Annotated in this window: 17 protein-coding genes; 10 read left to right on the top strand and 7 right to left on the bottom strand. The window is 46.0% G+C overall.

Translation table 11 applies throughout. The annotated features are described in order from the left end of the window. Genes B5D35_RS12110 through B5D35_RS12100 form a run of 3 tightly spaced genes read left to right on the top strand, consistent with a single transcriptional unit; the run spans position 1 to position 2,212 of the window. Positions 1-480 (top strand): hypothetical protein, encoded by a 480-nt coding sequence (locus tag B5D35_RS12110; RefSeq protein ID WP_101210130.1) that lies wholly within the window; start codon positions 1-3, stop codon positions 478-480. Positions 481-517: 37 nt separating this feature from the next. Continuing rightward, entirely contained in the window at positions 518-739 is a 222-nt protein-coding gene (locus B5D35_RS12105; protein ID WP_078752835.1) for a hypothetical protein, read from the top strand. 12 nt (positions 740-751) lie between these two features. Beyond that, a complete protein-coding gene (locus B5D35_RS12100) occupies positions 752-2,212 on the top strand; it encodes an OmpA family protein (protein WP_078752834.1) in 1,461 nt (486 codons plus the stop codon). A gap of 106 nt (positions 2,213-2,318) precedes the next feature. Here the strand turns inward: B5D35_RS12100 and B5D35_RS12095 are convergent, their stop codons facing one another. Beyond that, positions 2,319-2,828 carry a 2-thiouracil desulfurase family protein gene (locus B5D35_RS12095; protein WP_170915172.1) on the bottom strand — a complete coding sequence of 170 codons (510 nt, stop codon included), beginning with the start codon at positions 2,826-2,828 and terminating at the stop codon, positions 2,319-2,321. Positions 2,829-3,027: 199 nt separating this feature from the next. Here B5D35_RS12095 and B5D35_RS12090 point away from each other — a divergent pair, with 199 nt between their 5' ends. Further along, positions 3,028-3,915 carry an alpha/beta fold hydrolase gene (locus B5D35_RS12090; protein WP_078752833.1) on the top strand — a complete coding sequence of 296 codons (888 nt, stop codon included), beginning with the start codon at positions 3,028-3,030 and terminating at the stop codon, positions 3,913-3,915. A 40-nt stretch (positions 3,916-3,955) separates the two neighbouring features. Here the strand turns inward: B5D35_RS12090 and speB are convergent, their stop codons facing one another. After that, a complete protein-coding gene (gene speB / locus B5D35_RS12085) occupies positions 3,956-4,870 on the bottom strand; it encodes an agmatinase (protein WP_078752832.1) in 915 nt (304 codons plus the stop codon). A gap of 266 nt (positions 4,871-5,136) precedes the next feature. Here speB and B5D35_RS12080 point away from each other — a divergent pair, with 266 nt between their 5' ends. Next, a complete protein-coding gene (locus B5D35_RS12080; protein ID WP_078752831.1) occupies positions 5,137-6,264 on the top strand; it encodes a patatin-like phospholipase family protein in 1,128 nt (375 codons plus the stop codon). Positions 6,265-6,419: 155 nt separating this feature from the next. Here the strand turns inward: B5D35_RS12080 and B5D35_RS12075 are convergent, their stop codons facing one another. Continuing rightward, positions 6,420-8,054, bottom strand: a complete 1,635-nt coding sequence (locus B5D35_RS12075) for a methyl-accepting chemotaxis protein (protein WP_078752830.1) — start codon at positions 8,052-8,054, stop codon at positions 6,420-6,422. Between the two features lie 473 nt (positions 8,055-8,527). Here B5D35_RS12075 and B5D35_RS12070 point away from each other — a divergent pair, with 473 nt between their 5' ends. The 5 genes from B5D35_RS12070 (at position 8,528) to B5D35_RS12050 (ending at position 14,034) form a co-directional block, all read left to right on the top strand. Beyond that, entirely contained in the window at positions 8,528-8,863 is a 336-nt protein-coding gene (locus B5D35_RS12070) for a zinc ribbon domain-containing protein YjdM (RefSeq protein WP_078752829.1), read from the top strand. A gap of 236 nt (positions 8,864-9,099) precedes the next feature. Continuing rightward, positions 9,100-9,735 (top strand): YdcF family protein, encoded by a 636-nt coding sequence (locus tag B5D35_RS12065; protein WP_078752828.1) that lies wholly within the window; start codon positions 9,100-9,102, stop codon positions 9,733-9,735. 306 nt (positions 9,736-10,041) lie between these two features. Continuing rightward, positions 10,042-10,815, top strand: a complete 774-nt coding sequence (locus B5D35_RS12060; protein WP_078752827.1) for a DUF1266 domain-containing protein — start codon at positions 10,042-10,044, stop codon at positions 10,813-10,815. Next, positions 10,815-13,598 carry a J domain-containing protein gene (locus tag B5D35_RS12055; protein ID WP_078752826.1) on the top strand — a complete coding sequence of 928 codons (2,784 nt, stop codon included), beginning with the start codon at positions 10,815-10,817 and terminating at the stop codon, positions 13,596-13,598. Before B5D35_RS12060 ends, B5D35_RS12055 begins: the two co-directional genes overlap by 1 nt. Before the next feature lie 19 nt (positions 13,599-13,617). After that, entirely contained in the window at positions 13,618-14,034 is a 417-nt protein-coding gene (locus B5D35_RS12050) for a hypothetical protein (RefSeq protein WP_139367758.1), read from the top strand. Positions 14,035-14,069: 35 nt separating this feature from the next. Here the strand turns inward: B5D35_RS12050 and trmY are convergent, their stop codons facing one another. The 4 genes from trmY to B5D35_RS12030 form a co-directional block, all read right to left on the bottom strand. Beyond that, positions 14,070-14,669 (bottom strand): tRNA (pseudouridine(54)-N(1))-methyltransferase TrmY, encoded by a 600-nt coding sequence (gene trmY / locus B5D35_RS12045; protein ID WP_078752824.1) that lies wholly within the window; start codon positions 14,667-14,669, stop codon positions 14,070-14,072. 218 nt (positions 14,670-14,887) lie between these two features. Beyond that, the gene (locus B5D35_RS12040; RefSeq protein WP_078752823.1) at positions 14,888-15,496 is read right to left on the bottom strand and encodes a peroxiredoxin; all 609 of its coding nucleotides are present in this window, start codon (positions 15,494-15,496) and stop codon (positions 14,888-14,890) included. A gap of 6 nt (positions 15,497-15,502) precedes the next feature. Continuing rightward, complete coding sequence (gene tpx / locus B5D35_RS12035) at positions 15,503-16,003, bottom strand: thiol peroxidase (RefSeq protein ID WP_078752822.1); 501 nt, start codon at positions 16,001-16,003, stop codon at positions 15,503-15,505. Between the two features lie 631 nt (positions 16,004-16,634). Next, the gene (locus B5D35_RS12030) at positions 16,635-18,113 is read right to left on the bottom strand and encodes an Hsp70 family protein (RefSeq protein ID WP_244556574.1); all 1,479 of its coding nucleotides are present in this window, start codon (positions 18,111-18,113) and stop codon (positions 16,635-16,637) included. Between the last annotated feature and the right edge of the window lie 307 nt (positions 18,114-18,420).

Here is an 18,420-nt window from a genome sequence, read left to right as displayed (position 1 = left end):
ATGAAGAAGATGAGGGATGCCCGTTCTGGTGATATTCGACTGAGGCTTGGCGGTGGCACAGGGCTCAAGGTATTTGGCTTACTCCTTTTAGCGACTTCTGTTTTTCTTGCCGTGTTAGGAAGTGTGAATAGTGGTGAAAAAATCTTTTACTGGTCGGTATGTACGGCGTTTGGTTGGCACATGACATTTCTTAACCATCAAATCGTGATCAACCCAAATACTCGCCAGTTTGCTCGCAAGATATCTAGCCTTTATTCCATTTATCGGTTTGAAGCGAACCTTGATGCAATTCGAGGTTTTGCGGTTTCCCGAGCCTTAATCAGTCGTGATCGCTATGGAAGAAAAGTGTTTGAGTTAGCGGTGCTATTTGCGTCAGGTAAACGGGAAAAACTGTTGGCGGGAAGCAAAGACACACTGATTCAAAACGGACAAGACATTGCCACCTTGTGTGACAAGCCTTTTTATGTGGATGCCGCATAAAAAGGCCTTGGAATGAAAAAACAAAAATGAGTATGGAGTGCTTTATGTTTCAGTCTCGGATTGGCGTGGTTTGGCGCAGTCCCAAGCAGATCAAATTGCGATTGAGCCACCTAAAGATTGCAGAGCACGTGCACCCTATCTTCAATCTAAGAACTTAGCGGTTGCGTTTGTTGGCGATGGAAAATACGTGAGCGTGGGGGATCATGACGCTACCGTTACCAGCGTCTTGGTGGAGTGTTCGCGGGAAAATGTGTTTTAAGGGGGAGAAGTGATGCACGTTGGCTTTAAAAAGACCCAGAAAGCGATGTTGTTTCTTGTCGCATCTTCATTGCTCGCCACTGGCGTGAATGCAGCGGATTTGTTTAGCCCGTTTCCTGATGCGGAGCTAAAAGAGAAGAGTGTTCGTCACTATACCCATTTTCCTGCAATCATTGGATCTGAAAAAGGAACGCTGATAACGCGTGACGTTGGTGGACGTCTGAGTCGATATGCTTACGCGCTTCCTCCTTCTTATGATACATCCAATGTCCTAAACAACTATCGCGCTCAGATAAACATGCTAGGGGGAGAAATACTCTTTTCCTGCGAGGGTGAAAAAGCCTGTGGTAACCCCAAGCGGGTTATCTGGCCGATTATCCAACCTAAAGATCAAATTTCGAAAAATGCCCCTGCCATCATTGTTGCCAGGATCCCTTCCGCAACGAAACCCATCACGGTGTCTGTGTTTTCAGCGAGGTGGTCAAAAGGCGTAGGGCTGCAGGTGGATGTGTTGGAAGAAATCCCAGAACCCCTTGATTTGATAGTCACAAATACGAGTTATTTGGATAGTGAGCCTGAGGTCATCACGTTTAACGATCTGAGCCAAAAGGACATTGAAGGCAGTGCTGATCACCCGATGATTCAGCGATTGCCGGGAGCTTGGATTCAAGATTATGTACACCTAGGTTTTGGCGAAGCTCGCCTTCTTACTGGGTTTAATAAGCGTCAGCCTCAAATCGTTTCTCAAGAAGGAAAAGTGACCGATATTCAATATCAGCTGCCGCGTCAGTACTCGGAATATGAAGTGTATGCGAACTATCACTCAGCCTTAACCAAATTGGGTTTCAAACCGTCATTTCGCTGTAAGGGCAAGGAAGAATGCGGCCGTGAAGCGAGTCTCAATGAGCCCCTTAAAGCGCTAGCTCAGATTGGTAACGATGAAAGCCAGCACTACGGGTTATATAAACTTGAACGACCCGAAGGTGACGTACATGTCATGGTGTATGTTATTGGCTTTAAAGGTGGCTTATGGGGTGAACTGCGTATCGTCGAAGAAACTGAGCTTGTCGATGACAGAGTGGTGATCGACCTCGACGGTCTCACAGACAAGATGGCCCAAGAAGGGCATGTCGCGCTTGATGGGCTGTTGTTTGAGTTCGACAGCGACAAAATGCTACCGGAATCAGAAGCCGTGATGGATACCCTAGCCACATATTTAAAAGCGAATCCCAATGGGGCATTCTATGTGGTAGGGCATACCGATGATAAAGGAGCTAAAGGGTATAACCAGAAATTGGCAGAAAAACGCGCAAATGCGGTAGTGAAAGTACTGACCCATAATCACCAAATCCCCAAAAAGCAGCTTACTGCAGCGGGTGTGGGTGAATACGCGCCTGTTGCCAATAACCTCAATGAGGATGGACAGAAACAAAACAGGCGGGTTGAGTTAGTGCTAAGGTCTGATGAAAAATAAACCTAAGACATCTGTACCTAGAGATGTATACCAATACATCTATTACCAAGACACTTATTCCAAGACATCTACGTCTAAAACTCTTATCCTCTCACTGCCTTTACCTTTAAACAGGCAGTGTGGGTGTATCCGTTTCGGTTTTAAGCTGTTCGATGAGCGCTTCTAATGTGAATTGACTGAACACCTGAATACCTGATTGGCGTAGCAAGGCAGTAGTAACGCCTTGTCCTTCAGTTTTCTCTCCTTCAAACTTTCCGTTGTAAATCAGGCTCGAACCACAAGAAGGGCTTGATTCGGTTAAAATAGCGTATCGGATCTTGTGTTGTTGACACAAAGACAATGCTTGCTGAGCACCCGAGATGAAGGCGCGAGTGACGTTATTACCGTCCGTGGTTTTTATAGTTGCAGAACCATCGAGTACCTTTTCACCATTGGCAGGGAAAATTTCTGCAGGGGGGCGAGGCGTGGTTAATCCGCCAGCAACTTCAGGACAAAATGGAATGAGTTCTGCGATTTCGCCAAGCGTCTCTAAATCGGTTTGTGCCAGCATGAGGTCACTGCCGTTGTAGCGAACTTTTTGCCCAAATAAACAGGCGCTAATAAGAATTTTTTCCATTATTCAATTCTTTATCTCGTGTAAATGGTTTCGAATGTTATCACTGTCGAAGGCTAAACAGCACGAAACAACCTGATTTCAGGGTGTTGAATGGTGAAAGGATGTTCACGCGTTTCACCTGACAAATTATTTCCCGCTAAAAAGTTGAGAAAACGTGAATTAAGTCAAATAATTTAAGACTCAGGAGGGGAGTCTGCCTATGTCAGAAATGCTTCAACAGTATCCGGTCTTAAATAACCGAGAAATACACGTTCGTACTTGGAATCCAGAAGGCGGTGAAACCGTCATCTGTTGGCATGGTTTAGCCAGAAACAGTATCGATTTTGTCGAGTTGGGAGATGAACTGGCATCCAAGGGCTTCCGTGTGATTGCACCGGACGCGTTGGGGAGAGGACTTTCACAATGGGCGGATTCACCCACTAAAGAGTATTGTTACACGAACTATGTTGAACTTGCGCTCAAGCTCATGGATTTTTATCGCTGTGAAAAGGTGCATTGGGTGGGCACAAGCATGGGCGGACTGATTGGCATGCTTCTGGCCTCTCATAATGCTTATGCCAATCGTATCGGTACGCTAGTGCTGAATGATATCGGGCCGGAAGTACCAAAAAACGCATTGCAACGTATTGTCAACTATGTAAATTCCCCCCCTTCTTTTAAATACCATAACGATATTAACCAATACCTCCAAACGCTCTACCAGCCTTTTGGACCTCATACGTCGCATCAGTGGCAAACCATGATTTCGGCATCAGTCAGGCGGCTAGATAACGGCGAGTACACGACGCATTATGACCCCAATATTTTGGCTGGATATGATCCTGAAGGCCCTCCCATAAACCTGTGGCGTCAATTTAAACGGTTACGTCAACCACTTATGCTGATGCACGGTTTGCACTCCGATGTGCTGACAAAAGAGATTGTAAAACGCATGCGTGATGAGCAGCCTGACATGTCTGTAAATTACTACCTAGGCTGCGGCCATGCGCCGAATATGTTTTATCCATCTTATCGCAAAGATGTAGAGCACTTTATCGAGTCACACCCTCTGATAGAACGACAGGAAGACAAAAGAAACGCGGGGTAACTCTCCGCGTTGTTGGACTTCATCGGTGTATGTCTAAACGTTATTGAGACGCCCAGAGGTGAAGCAGCTCAGTCGCAATTGTCGCGCCTGCCAACGCTGTCACTTCGGCGTTATCAAACGGTGGGCTGACTTCGACAACGTCCATTCCGACCAAGTTGATGCCTCGTAGCCCTCGCAAAATACGCAATGCTTTGTCTGAGGTGATGCCCCCAATAACCGGCGTGCCTGTGCCTGGTGCAAATGCAGGGTCAAGACAGTCAATATCGAACGTGATGTAAGCGGGCTTATCGCCTACAAGGGCTTTTACATGATTTGCGATATCTTCCGGTGTCATATCGTTGGCCGCTTCCGCGCATATAACGTTAAACTCATGATTTTCTTTGTCATAATCAGTTCGTATGCCAATTTGGACGGATGATGGGGCATCAATCAAACCTTCCTTTGGCGCATGATAGAACATAGTGCCGTGATCAAAGCGGCTCCCCTGGCTGTAAGTGTCCGTATGGGCATCAAAATGGATCAATGCCATCTTGCCATGTTTCGCGTGGTGGGCACGAAGAAGCGGGAGGGTGATAAAGTGATCGCCACCTAACGTTAGCAGCGTTTTATCGGAATTTAGAATCAACCCCACGGCTTCAGCCGCCATATTGACGAAATCCTCACTGTCACCACAGGTGAAAATTAAATCCCCTGCGTCAACAATATTGCATGTTTCTCTCAGGTCAAAAGGCCATGGGTAACGGTGTCCTTCCCATGCCAGATTGACAGACGCACGACGAATGGCATCAGGACCCAGTCGAGCACCAGAACGACCTGTTGTCGCCATGTCATAAGGCATACCCAAAACGACGATTTCTGCCGCCGTGTCGGTAGGGTCTTTGACCATGGGAAGTCTGAGAAAAGAGTATGGATTCGCGTACAGTGAGTCATCTTTACGGGAGAATACGTTTTCCATGTCAGCCTCGGTATTGTCACAACCATCATTTCCTTTCTCTAAAAATAGCAGGTAGCTAGTAGCAATATGTCTACTTTGTGCGAAGCCGCGAAAGGCGTCTGATCTCAAGTTTTACGCGTGATATTGTAATTTATGAAAGGTTTCTAGGGGGTTATGTGAGTTCGTTTAACTTGTTAGGTGCCGAAGGGAACTATTCACAATGTGTCTAAATACTTGGTCTATACACAAGGAGGTATCTTTTAAACTCTCACAGAAAAGGTGATGGAATGGCGACAACGAGACGAAAGAAAAAGCCAACGGTATGTTTGGTACTTCAAGGCGGAGGCGCGCTGGGTGCGTATCATATTGGTGCGTATCAAGCGCTACAAGAGGCGGGCTATACGCCAGATTGGTTTGCAGGGATATCTATTGGTGCTCTGAATGCCGCTGTGCTGGCGGGAAATAAACCCGAAGAGCGCTTATCTAAACTCGAAGAATTCTGGCACCGAATTTCTCGCCCCGGAACAGACGCACTTCTTCCACCTCAAATGGCCACAGCCTTCAATACAGCCAGTGCGACGCAAGCACTCATGTTTGGGCAGCCAGATTTTTTTGTTCCACGTCCGGTAAGTCCGTGGTTGGCTGCTCCCGGGGAAGCTGCGACAAGCTTCTATGATACAACCCCTCTATTTTCTACGTTAGAAGATCTCGCAGATTGGGATTTGATCAATTCAAAGAAGGCACGTCTAACGGTGGGCGCAACACGCGTGACTGACGGAGAGCTGGTCTTCTTCGACAGTGAAAGCGACAAGATGATCCCTGCGCATGCAGTCGCAAGTGGTTCGCTGCCTCCTGGATTTCCTGCAACAAAAGTTGGTACCGACCATTATTGGGATGGTGGTGTGGTGTCTAACACGCCGCTGAACGGCATTCTTGATTTAGCAGGCGATGAAGAACTGCTGATATTCATGGTTGATTTGTGGAACGCTGTGGGTGACATGCCAAAAACCATGAGTGAAGTGTTATGGCGTGAGAAAGAAATTCAGTATGCCAGCCGAACTTGTGAACATATTGAAGCCTTGATTGCGAAGCGAAACCTTGACCACGTTTTGTCTAAAGCACCTGAGCTGGTGGACAGCAAACAAGTGCCAGATGTTACCTCGCTCAAAGCCGGTAAGAAAATTGATATCGTGCATATCACGTTCGACCCGCTAACGGGCCATATTCCATTGAGTGACACTGAGTTTTCTCGTCGTTCTATACGTTTACGCAGTGACAGTGGTTACCAAGATATGAAATTGGCCATTGAGGAATCACCGTGGACGCAGCCAAATGAAGGTCTACCGTGCCATGTTCACAAACGTCAGCGTCATGGTGGCTGGCTGAAAGAGAAAAAGCTCGACAAAGCGTCTTAAGCAGCGTTTGAGCAAAGAAAAAGCCCGTGAAAATATTCACGGGCTTTTTCTTGTATGGGTTTTCTGAGTACCAGAAATCGCCGTTGTTTGCTCTAGCTCATAGAAAATGCCCCATCAAAAGGATGAGGCATTTTCATTTGAAGGCGGGGGAGTATTTAAACGGCCGTCGACACCTTAAAGCGCCCGACCGAGCGCCTAAAGTCAGTGACCAATGTGTTCACCTCTCGCGCTGAGCCTTGCACATCAAATGCAGATTGATGATTGTTTGTCGCCATATCGGCAATGGCTTGAATCCGTCGAGCGAGTTCTTGATTTGCAATGGATTGCTCATGCAATGAACGTGACACTTCTTCAATGATATCGATGAGATCCTGCGATTTCTGGTGCATTTCGCGAACGGATTGCTCGGCAGAGTGAGTCTGCGTCATGTTGTCATTGACCACGGTAAGGCTGTCTTCGATTCGAGTGACGGTAGTTTCGATACCAGAGCGTAACTCTTGAATCGTCGACGCAATCTGTTTGGTGGAATCCGATGTGCGAACTGCAAGGTTTCGGACCTCGTCCGCCACAACGGCAAATCCTCTGCCTTGGTCGCCCGCGCGAGCCGCTTCAATGGCAGCGTTGAGAGCGAGTAAATTGGTTTGCTCGGCCACATCGTTAATGACACTAATAATGCCTTCAATTTCCTTCGAATGCTGGTCTAGTTCAGAAACGGCGGCACTAGAGTGTTGAGACTTCTCCGACATCTGATCCATATTCTGAATAGTTTGTCGCATGGTGGTGGCACCAAGTTGGGCCTGAACACCACTTTCATTGGACAGCGATTTCATTTGGTCGGCGTCATGTGAGATTGTATTAATGCTTGCGGCAAATTCTTCAACAAGAGCGGCTATATTGACCGTGTCCTCAGATTGACGCGTAGAGACGCCGACAATGTGGTTCGAGAGGTTTTCCAGCTTAGCGACTTCCTGATTTAGCTGATTCGCACCTTTAGCAATACCAGACAGCGTTTCTTCAAAAGCGCACATTAAATTATTGAAGGCGCGTCCTAACTGGGATATCTCATTGTTCCCCTTCGGTCTGAAACGGACTGTCAAATCGAGGTTTTTTTCTGCTGCATGGAGTAGGGTTTGCAGATTAGCGATGGGGGCTGTGATGCTTCTGGCGATAGTGATGGAAACGGCGACGAGGAACGCTGCGATAAGCGTGACCAGCAAGAGTAAACGTTTCATATCTGAATAGAAAATAGCATCGATGTCATCAACATAGAGCCCGGTATTCAGCACCCATCCCCACGGTTTAAACGGTAACGAGTAGGCAATCTTAGGGTAGGGTTTATCGTCATTCCCTGCTTTTTTCCATTGATACTCAACGAACCCACCGCCTTTTTGCGCAGCCGCAACCTGTTCTTTAATGATATAAACGCCGTTTGTGTCCTGAAGGTTGGCGAGGTTTCGACCAATTAATTTGGCGCTTATAGGGTGATGGACCATCACCGAATCCATGCCGTAAATCATAAAATAACCATTATCACCGTAGCGCATTGCATCTAACGCAGTAATCGCGCGCGCCTTCGCTTCGTTCATACTGATTTCACCCGCCTCTGCTTTGCTGTACAGACGTGTGACGAGCGTTTCGGCCGTTTCTACCAGTACTTGAATTTGGTTCTTGCGGTCTTCCAACATGTTTTCTCGCTTAAGTATGAGAGAAACGATGGTGACAGAAACCAAAGACAGTACGGCAATGATGATGATAAGCGACAACCGTTGACGAATGGACAGGGCATTCATGGTTATTTCCCTTAATTGATAGATAACTCATTAAAAAATAAATAATTACTGCGAAGAGTCTAGCAGGCGATGGAAAACCTGCAGGCCCTCAAAAAGGGAGCTGTTTGCCAATGTGTTGGTGTGTTGAATGATGGGATGAGTGACGTATCAGGATTGACAAGGTTTTGGTAGGGGAAGCGCGTGATCGTATTGATTTTGTGAATTTATAGTTGTGAATTAACTTTTTCTCGTTATGTGAAGGTGTGCAGATTTCGTTGTAGGCTGAAGGTAAGGTATACCGTATGTGTAGCCCCTAAAATGAGCTGTTTTTCACGCACTATCGGATAATAATCCCGCGACTTTAAGCCTATGTGTACAGTGTAAATATCTTTAAACACATAAAAAGTATGTGCTTATCACTTTTCGCTATATCCGAATGCCTTATCTTGGTTTAGACTACGCCCTCTTTGCCCATGTTAACCGAGGTAATCAACATGTCTTTACCAAACTGCCCACAGTGCAACTCAGAATATACTTACGAAGACGGTGCACTATACGTCTGTCCAGAGTGTGGCAATGAGTGGTCTCAAGACGCATCTGCAGATGCTGAAGATACAAAGGTTATCAAAGACTCAAACGGTAACGTGCTGCAAGATGGCGACACAGTTACTGTCATCAAAGACCTGAAAGTGAAGGGTTCTTCACTGGTGGTTAAAGTAGGCACCAAGGTTAAGAATATCCGTCTAGTAGACGGTGACCACGACATCGATTGTAAAATTGACGGTATCGGCGCGATGAAGCTGAAATCTGAGTTCGTGAAGAAAGTGTAATTTCTACACCTTGATAAAAAAGCCGCGCGATTGCGCGGCTTTTTTATACCTGAATTTTGTCGTTGGCGTTTAATGCATGGGTTTCAATGCGCCAATAAAAATGGGCCGAAATAGGCACAGAAAAGATGAATAGTTAAAAAACTTTGGGTGGAACCATACTTACAGTGTCAACTATTTGAAACTTTCAAATGGTAAAGGTAAAAAAAACCACTACAAAACATTCAAGATATTCGCTTATGCCATCTCATTTATATCAACATATCGAGACCATCTGGAATTACCACATATTGGGCCACTCCCCACAGCTGTCGGACTGCATTTTTGTGCTAGGCAGTAACGATATCCGTGTGGCTGAATATGCTGCTGCACTATACCGACAAGGGTTTGCCCCTTACATCATGATTTCGGGGGGATCTGGCCGTTTTACTGACGGTGTGTTTGATAAGTCAGAGGCAGAAACCTTTGCCGAGCTCATGCGAGATGAAGGGGTACCGGATGCCGCAATGATTCTGGAAACAACTGCAACAAATACCGGCGAGAACGTTCGTTTTTCTTATCAGTTAATGAAAGAGAAAGGGCTGGATTTCAAACGTATTTTGTTGGTTCAGAAACCGTTTATGGAACGGCGATCCTATGCGACGTTTATGAAGCAGTGGCCTGAGCTGGTGGACGAGGTGCTGGTCACATCACCCCCGATTCCCTTTGTTGAATATGCCAATGAAGATTTGCCTTTTGACGCAGTTGTGGCGGCGACGATCGCGGATTTTGAACGAATCAGAGACTATCCAGCGTTGGGCTACCAAACGGAACAGTTTATCCCTGGGCACGTTATGGATGCGTATACCGAGTTAAAAAAGCAGGCACTTTGGTGAATGCTTGCTTAACGTGTATCTGTACCGCGTGATGTCGTCGGGAAAGCGGCCAATTGGATGCTCCGGTTGGCCGCTATTCTGATAACTGAATAATACTCACTGGCTACTGGCTACTGGCTACTGGCTACTGGCTACTGGCTACTGTCTACTGGCTACTGGCTACTGGCACATGTGCAGGGAAAGAGCAGATTCCTCTGCTGATCAATCGCCAATTTTTAAACATGCTGACGGGCTCTGCATGTACCTTTCATAAGTGCCCAAGTAAACTTAATGGCTACATACTGAGTTTATAGCTGGGTAATTTAGATGCCTTCCTCTCATCGATATGCATTAGATCCTCGACAACCTCATTGCCAATGGTGGCTGGCCATCGCCGCTCCGCAGATCAGTTATAACCGCCAAGATTTTGATTATTTACTCCCTGAACTCAGACGTCAGGTTGAAGACGTGAGTGATTGGGAGAAAAGTTTTGTTGAATGGTGGGGGATTTCGACGCGTAGAGAATGGCATGAAATGATCCATCGGCTCGCAATGGGGGAGGTTCATGGTGACATTTGGCGCAATGAATTTGGCAGACGTGCTTGCATGACAGGCAAAGAGTGGGAGGAAAGGATCCACGCCGTTCACAGTGAAGTCGCGAAAGCGGAAATGCGATATCTTGATGCGACATACCGACATTCAGGTAAATTTGGTTTTCTGGCGTGGGACTATAGCCGAGCAGGGTTTTTTGTTCGCGCGGGCTTTTGCTTGGGCAAAGTGACTCAGGAGGAATGTGCGTTTTTGCTGAATTTTTTAAGCAAGCAGATTCGTCATCGATTTGCGGGGTGGTCAGAATACCTGCATAGCTTCATTTTTGGTAGAAACTATTGGGACTATATTCACGATGAAGATGATGATTTGGTGAATGTGCCCTACCTCCTCAATGATGGTTTCCACGTCAGTTTCAGTCGCTTTTTCGAGGATATTGAAAATGACAAAGACTGCCCGATTCATTGGCTAGACTGGGGAGTGCCATTACCCGAATTGGATGCACCGGAGTCACTGATAGCCATTTTAAACGAAGAACCCGAGGTCAAATAATGACAATATGGGAAATCCTTGGAATTGATGAAACGCTGGACGATGCGCTGATAAAAAAAGCGTATCGGAAACAGGTTCGCCTCCATCATCCAGAAGAGGACCCTGACGGCTTCCAGCGTGTGAGACGTGCCTACGAAGAAGCATTGACGCATATCTCGTCTCGACTCGAATCCGATTCGGAGACACATGTTCCTCTCGCGTCGAGTGATGTTAGACAAACGTCAGAACTGTCTGAAATCGCGCAGTTTGATATGATTCTGGCAAGCGCAGAAAATAGAATGAATCTGAGCATTTGGCAACAATGGGCCGAATCAGTGATGATGCTTTCTATTAGCCAACAAGAAGAAATTTCCCTGTATGTATTGAAAGCAGTGATGGCAAATCGTTGGTTGCCACCACCCATCGTGCATGTCTTTTGGGAACGACTTGGTTGGCAGTCTTATTTGCGTGGCACAGAAGAGCAGCAAGAACTCGGCGAGTTTATTGATGATTGGCAAAAACAACCGTTTCTTATTCCGCTAGGAGAGCTTCAATGGTTAAGCCATGCTGAACAACGGGCGATTCTCGGTTTTTCACGCCCCCTAGAAGTTGCGTTGAGTATTGGTCAGCCAGAAGCGATTGATTATTTGTTTAGCCAGCCAATTGTTGCGTTACACGGCCACCGAATTGAAACCCAGTTTATATTGCTCAGATGTGCTGTTGCGTGCGGATTAACGTCTGATTCTGTGCTCAATTCGGGGCTTGATGAACTGTGCCAACGTTCAGCCTCATCACTTTCGCTGCAGCAATGGGAAATTATGGTTGATGTGGCGTTTTTGTTTGACAGGGCGGATCTGGTCAGTGTTATCACAACCCGTTTACTGGCGTTAAACGCGTTTCCCGAAGTGGCAGATTTGCTTTTTCGCAGCACGGTCGGTGACGACAGTTTGCTGCCCGTCTGCGCTGCATTTCTACGTCAAAACTGGATGCCTCTTCCTGCTGTTTATTGGCGAGCTGAACGTAGGCTATTGATTAAAAGTGATAATTCTGCGGAATGGCGATTATTTAATTGGTTGCATGGACAGCTGTTAGATCAAGATGATGGGAGTATTAACCATCGACTCGATTTAGTGGGGCTATCTGAATTCTGGCAGTTAATTGGTGGCGCATTGTGGGCGGGACATTCAGGGAGTTGGGCGTGGTTAAAACAAATTAAAAATGCGCTGCACTCTGCTCAACAATTTGAATCAGGCAACCGACAAACATTGATGCTGCTGGCAGAACAGTGGGTAAGTGATGCACTGAGCAAAGCAAAGGGCTGCGACACGTTACAGGCAAAGCTTTCTGCGTATGAAAGTGATGCAATGTTCAGTGTGGAGCCTTTGAGTTATGAAGAGTTATCTTCGATGTCTAAACCAGACTGGCTAGAAAGCATTCGTCGCCATCCACTTCTACCTGATAGCTGGTTTAGGCAGTTGGAAGAGGCCCAGGTTATTGTATTTGAGGAATTCCGTGACCGTTCGTTTTCCCCGCATTATGCGGATGCCTTGTGCTTCTATCGTGCCATCAATCGCGACGTTTGTTTATCCAGTTGCTGGGCTGATGCACCTTTTGAAGGCGTGTTTGATTGGGCACTATGGTTTTATTCGCATTTAGCAACGGGGGGAGCCGATAAACGGGACATTATAAGTGAGTTGAGCGCTCTCCCAGACGCTCAAAAGGAGCTTGAGATCGGTCTCTTGCTACCCTTTGCGAAACAACCGGACGTTTACCTTCCCGATGCCGTTCAACAGCTGAATCGCTATCCGGAGCAGTTTGTTTTTCGTCTCATCGTTGATCGACAGGTAACCGTGCTAGAAGACGAAGAGCGTGCATCGCTTATTGAAAAGGGTAAGAACGGGGATTTGCTCGCCATCATGGCATTGTCGAGACTGTTAACAAATGACAGTTTTGATGAGGCAGTCGTACTTTGGAATTTGGTTGCGGCTGTGTCGAGCGATAGCCCTCATCTTCAAGCGGTTGTTGATTGGCAACAACAAAGCTTACTTACCGTTCGAGAAGAAAATGACTGGGTAAAAGAAAGCTATGAGTACGCTAAACCCGAGTTTTTGCATGCGATGTTAACGACGAATAAAGAATGGTTCAGTCTGCCAAGCCAAATTGAAGAAGTTGATCCCATCGAGGAGGCGAAGTGTTTTCATTACCCTATGTCGTTGCTGTTGACTCAACTGCATTTGGGTCTGAACGGGGCAGGGTACAATTTATTGCCGCTTAAAGAATTGTCAAATCGAAGAGCGATGCAGACGCCGTTGCAGCAAGATATTACCGATATTGCGGTGTTACAGCTAGAAAACATGTACCGAAGAAAATTAGATCAAGATATTGAAAAAAAAGGGGAACATGCATCAACCTACAGTCGGAAACAACTGACATTTATGTCGATAGCTATGGTGCTGGTTTGGTTTTTTGTGTTTCCCATGTCAGTCCTGACGTCATCGTCTTTCGATACTGAATCTGTGATCGGTGCAGCAGTTTTTATGACACTAATACAAGGTTTACTTGTATGGCGGTTATCGCAGCCGATTCTCGAAAAATCAAACAAAAATAAGTATATAGGTTATTCGCTATTTACCTGTTTTGCTGCTTTACTTTTTAAGTCCCCATTTCTTGCGTTGGTAAACGTGTTTGCGCATTTCTATACTGTTTCACATCTTTCGCCTTTGTACGCCAAAGGGGGATGGAACAGAAGTGTAGTGGCGACGCGAACGGTAAACATGCGCAAGGTGCTTGGGTTTAAAAAGTAAATCAATCAAAGGTGGTGCGATGACAGTAAGCCCCACAGACAACCAAAATTACGCTGAATTGAACAAACCGCTGGCCCTGATTATTTTGGTGCTAGGGTTGTCGTTTTGTATCCTGAATATCAAGCTTATTTTGTCTGATGAAGCACACGGTGTTCTGATGACGTTGATGTACGCGGTGATGGCAGCGGTGGCTTTGTTTATATCGGTCTTTTGGGTGTTTGACTCATACCGAACGAAAGTGACTGACAGCTATATAGCGAAAGGTGAGGCGTTGATTCATTGGCAAGATGTGGTTGAAACGAAGCCGAGTGAGTTTTCGGTTGTCATTAAGTCGGCGACAGACAGCGTCGTTGTCAATTACTACGCCTATTCAAACCCTGAAATGTTGATCGCGAAAGTTCAAGAGTTAGCACAACAATCTCAGGTGTCTGATTAAAAGAAAACCCAAACATTCGTTTGGGTTTTCTTTGTCTACGAGAGCTGAAGATCCAACTCGTTTTGAATGATGACAACACATTGCGAAGCGAAGAGCATTTTTGGCCCCAAGCTTATCTTCTTCACACCCATGCGTTTCATGCTGTTAAAGGTTTTCTTTGGCATAGGGATGTGGTCAGTCAAGAGAAAACAAACATCGCCTTTGAACTCTTCTTCACGAATTGGCGTGCCTTTCTTATCCATCATATAGACTTGATAATCTTCAACCAGATCCTGCAAAAGCCTTTCAAAGCTCATCGTTTGAACCGTGATTCCAGGTTCAACCTGTCGCATTTGTTCTTTCGTCATGCCAACCGATGCATCCAGCGCTTTTGCAACTTTACCTAGCAATGCTTGCTCATGAAAGCCGTTGAAATCGCTGATCTCATTAAGTTTAAAGCAAATCGTGCGAGAGTAATCTTGCGCGCTTTCGAGAACCAAATAAACAATGACGTCGTCGCGGTGGGATTGAGCAACGAAGATTGAATTCATTAAGGTATGAGCCAAAATTTCAGTGTGGGCTTCTTGGCCCACGGAGGCTAACAGTTGCTGGCTGTTAGTCGGTGCTGAACGTGCTCGAAGTACAAAGGCGCGCATAAAAAATCCTGATGATTTGAGTATTGCTTAGTACCATCATAGAAAGCAGAGTGCTTTATCTACGTGGGCTTTAGGTTGCGTATTATCCCAGCTTTGTACCAGTCTGTAACGGGATTTCTCTTCGATTCTCAGTGGGAATAAATGAAACCACCTATAGACGTAGGTGGTTTATTCTAAAGTCCCCGAATAGTCTCGGGGTTATGCCATTGTCCCAAGCACTATAGATTTTCCTGCGCGACTGAAATCGCACGCTCTAAATCTGGAATGGTTGTTAGCTCGGGCACACGTTGTGTGTAGACAATCTTGTTATTTTTGTCGGTCACAATAATGCTGCGTGTTAGTAAGCCTAGTTCCTCAATATGAGACCCTGTTTTCAAGCCGAACTGATGCTTTGAAGAATCAGACAAATAAACAATGTCATTCATTTCATGTTGCTTGATAAAGCGCTGCTGGGCGAATGGGGTATCAGCGCTAATTGCGTAAAACGCGATACCTTTAAGGTCTGCTTTACGTGAAGCGATATGCTTGGATAAATCAATCGCTTGCTGTACGCATACTGGGGTATCAACGGAGGTGAGTACACTGTAAATCTTTACTTGATCATCTTCTGCACTGGTGTCAAAAGGCTTAAGATCCGACGTCATCAAATGCGCGGATGGCATGTAATCACCAACTTTGATCGCTGAACCTGACAAATTAAAGGTATTTGTCTCTTCCAGAGTAACAACTTGTTGTTCGCCGAAAGGAGCGGTTGCTTCGGTCGTTGAGAATTCAGCTACAGCGTTGCTAGACAAAAGTAAGGTTGTTAGAAATATGGTGTTTCTCATTATTATTTACCCCAGAGTGGTCATCGCTGCATCGTAATTTGGTTCATTTGTTATTTCAGAAACAAGTTCTGCATGAGTAACGAGTCCCTCTTCGTTAATAACAATAACAGCGCGCGCTGCGAGTCCTGTTAGTGGGCCTTCCGCTAATTTAACGCCGTATAATTCAGCAAATTCTGGAGCACGGAAAAACGATGCAGTTGCTACGTTTTCAATACCTTCAGCTGCGCAAAAACGTGCCGTAGCAAACGGCAAATCGGCAGAAATACACAGTACGACGGTATTTTGTGAATTTGCAGCTCTTTCGTTGAATGCCTTTACGCCAAGTGCACACACAGGCGTGTCAATGCTTGGGAAGATGTTTAGTACGACTCGCTTACCTCGCAGTGATGTCAGTACAACATCAGAAAGATCTGCACCACATAATGTGAATTCGGGTGCTTGTGTTCCTACTTGAGGAAAAGAGCCAGCAAGTGTAATAGCGTTGCCTTGAAAAATTACTTTAGTCATAACGTGAACTATTCCTTTAATTAATAAATATTGGAACGCGCAATATAGAGAATTAAAAACCGGCATGAGTAATTGTCGGTTTTATCCAAACGACCTAAATATGACTTGGCCAGCGAGATTAAATGACGTTAAAAACGAGGCCCCTTTGTCTGTACAACGGGTTGTCTGTACCGTGAATTGTCGGTGCAGTGATCTCTTTATAAAAAGGTACCGATCGACAGCATAGTGTTTAACTTTGTACCCTAAGGCATTGCGGTTGAACGCTGATTTATTCGTTAAATACCCCTAAAAAAGAAAGGCCATTTCCGACGGGAATTTGCCTCGACGTCATTTTTGTTAATTACATTAGAATGTACTAACACCTTCTGAATTCAGACATCTTTAGGTTGTTTCGGATATAGAGCGTAGCCCAAGTCCTCTTGGATAAGCACGCATTGAAAGGTCATTTATAGGTAAGAAAGTTAAAAGTTTTCGTTATTCTCACTCTCATTACAATCGCTGTTTGTATTTCTTTGGGTGTTTTAAACTTGTGTTAGCAAAACAGACGCGTTTTACGTCTTGCAGGAAATTGATGATTTGCAAGGTAACAGGGCTGGTGACACGTTGTTGGGGGCATTTTCCACGTGAAGTACTAAAATCCCCAAATTTTTAATTGTCTGTCCACCTCTTTTCGTACATCTCGAATTGTCCTCTCATCTTGGGTGTCCAAGGCTCGGGTAAATTGAACAATCAGTTGCTCCACAATGTACCGTTCGTCGGCCAATTTTTCTTCATAGAGACGATTGAGTTTTTCAGATAATGCGATATTTGGCAGTTTATCGCGAGGATGAACTTTCAGCCCTGCGAGACGTTCTCGGCTGGCCTTTTTGTCATCGTCACTCATGCCAACTGGGGTTCTGTCGATGACTTTCTGTGTAGAAATTTGGCTGGAAACGACAGTGACATCGACTTCAAGAAACCCATTGATGTCATAACTGAATCGCACATCAATGGCTTCATCTCCCGCTTTGTTTTCCGGCACTTCTATCTCGAATTCATCAATTTTGATGTTCTCTCTTACCCAAAAACGTTCACCTTGATACACGGCAATACGGACTTTGTTCTGCTGATCTGTGGTCGTGTAGTAGCGCTCTACACGAGACGTAGGAATGACCGTGTTTCGTTCGATGATGGGGCTGAATACATCAACTTGGCCATTACGATTGGAGGCTACGCCTAAGCTAAATGGGCTGACATCAGTAAGAACAATTTCTTCAACTGCTTCGTCTCGTAAGCGGCAGGCTGCTTGCGTCGCTGCGCCCATCGCGACAACGAGGTCGGGATCGAGTGACGATTGACCAAAGCGACCGATGAGCCGCGTTGCCAGTTGCTGTACTTGACGTAAGCGCGTCGCGCCGCCCACGAAAATGAGTTCATCAATATCCTGAGGTGAAATTCGTGCATCGCTGAGTGCTTGGCGCAAAGGTTGGGACAGGCGTAGCAGTGATGTTTTCCATACGTCATCAAGCTCGTGTTGCGTTATGGTGACGTTGCGGGAAAAGGGTTCGGGTAAGAAAACTCGCATTTCTGGCGCATTTTCGCGCTTTGCTATTTCACATGCTCTGAGAATTTTGGCTTTGTCTGCCAGTGTGATGTCGATAAAGTCTTTGCTGATTTTATCGAGGACAAAATCGGCGAGATTATGGGTGAAGTCTTCGCCCCCCAATCGGTTATCGCCAGCGGAGGCGCGTACATCAACAAAGCCGTCAGCGTGCTCGACGACAGTGACATCAAACGTGCCGCCGCCAAGGTCAAAAACAAGAAAGCGTCGCTCGTGAGACTCATGGAGGCTATACGCAAGGCACGCGGCTGTGGGTTCGTTGATAAGCCGCACGGCGATCAAATCAGCGAGTTCAGCCGCGTGGTGAACCTGTTTTCGCTGTTGATCACTGAAATAGGCAGGAACGGAAATCACCACTTCACGGACGGGTTCACCAAGGTAGGCCTCTGCATCGGCTTTTAGCGATCGTAAAATCAGTGCGCAAAGCTCTGTCGGTGAGAAACGGTGTTTCCCAAGTTGGTAACTCTTTTCTGTTCCGTGCGACCTGAAGTCGTATGAAGCGCTGTTCACCGCGATAAGAGTGAACCATCTGTATCACCAGATGACCCTAGGATCCTGAATAAAGCAGCGGATCCGACAATGTAACGAAGTCCAGTAAATCATGGGACGGGAATGGAATCGTGAGAGGACGTTCCTCCTGATAACCACAAATCGGGTAAGTGCTAGGGTGTCGGTATGATGAACGTAAGTGAATCCATGTAAGGTGCGTTATACGAGGATCAGCGGAAGTGGTTAATACGCTGTGGCCAAAAGGCACGAGAGTAGGAAAGAGATTGGACAGTACTCTTTCGTGATCAATACGCTCTCCGCACTATAG

It is taken from the genome of Enterovibrio nigricans DSM 22720, assembly GCF_900167155.1.
Lineage (GTDB): Bacteria > Pseudomonadota > Gammaproteobacteria > Enterobacterales > Vibrionaceae > Enterovibrio > Enterovibrio nigricans.
The sequence above is the reverse complement of the archived record's forward strand: the minus strand, read 5'-3'. Positions and strand labels throughout refer to the sequence as shown.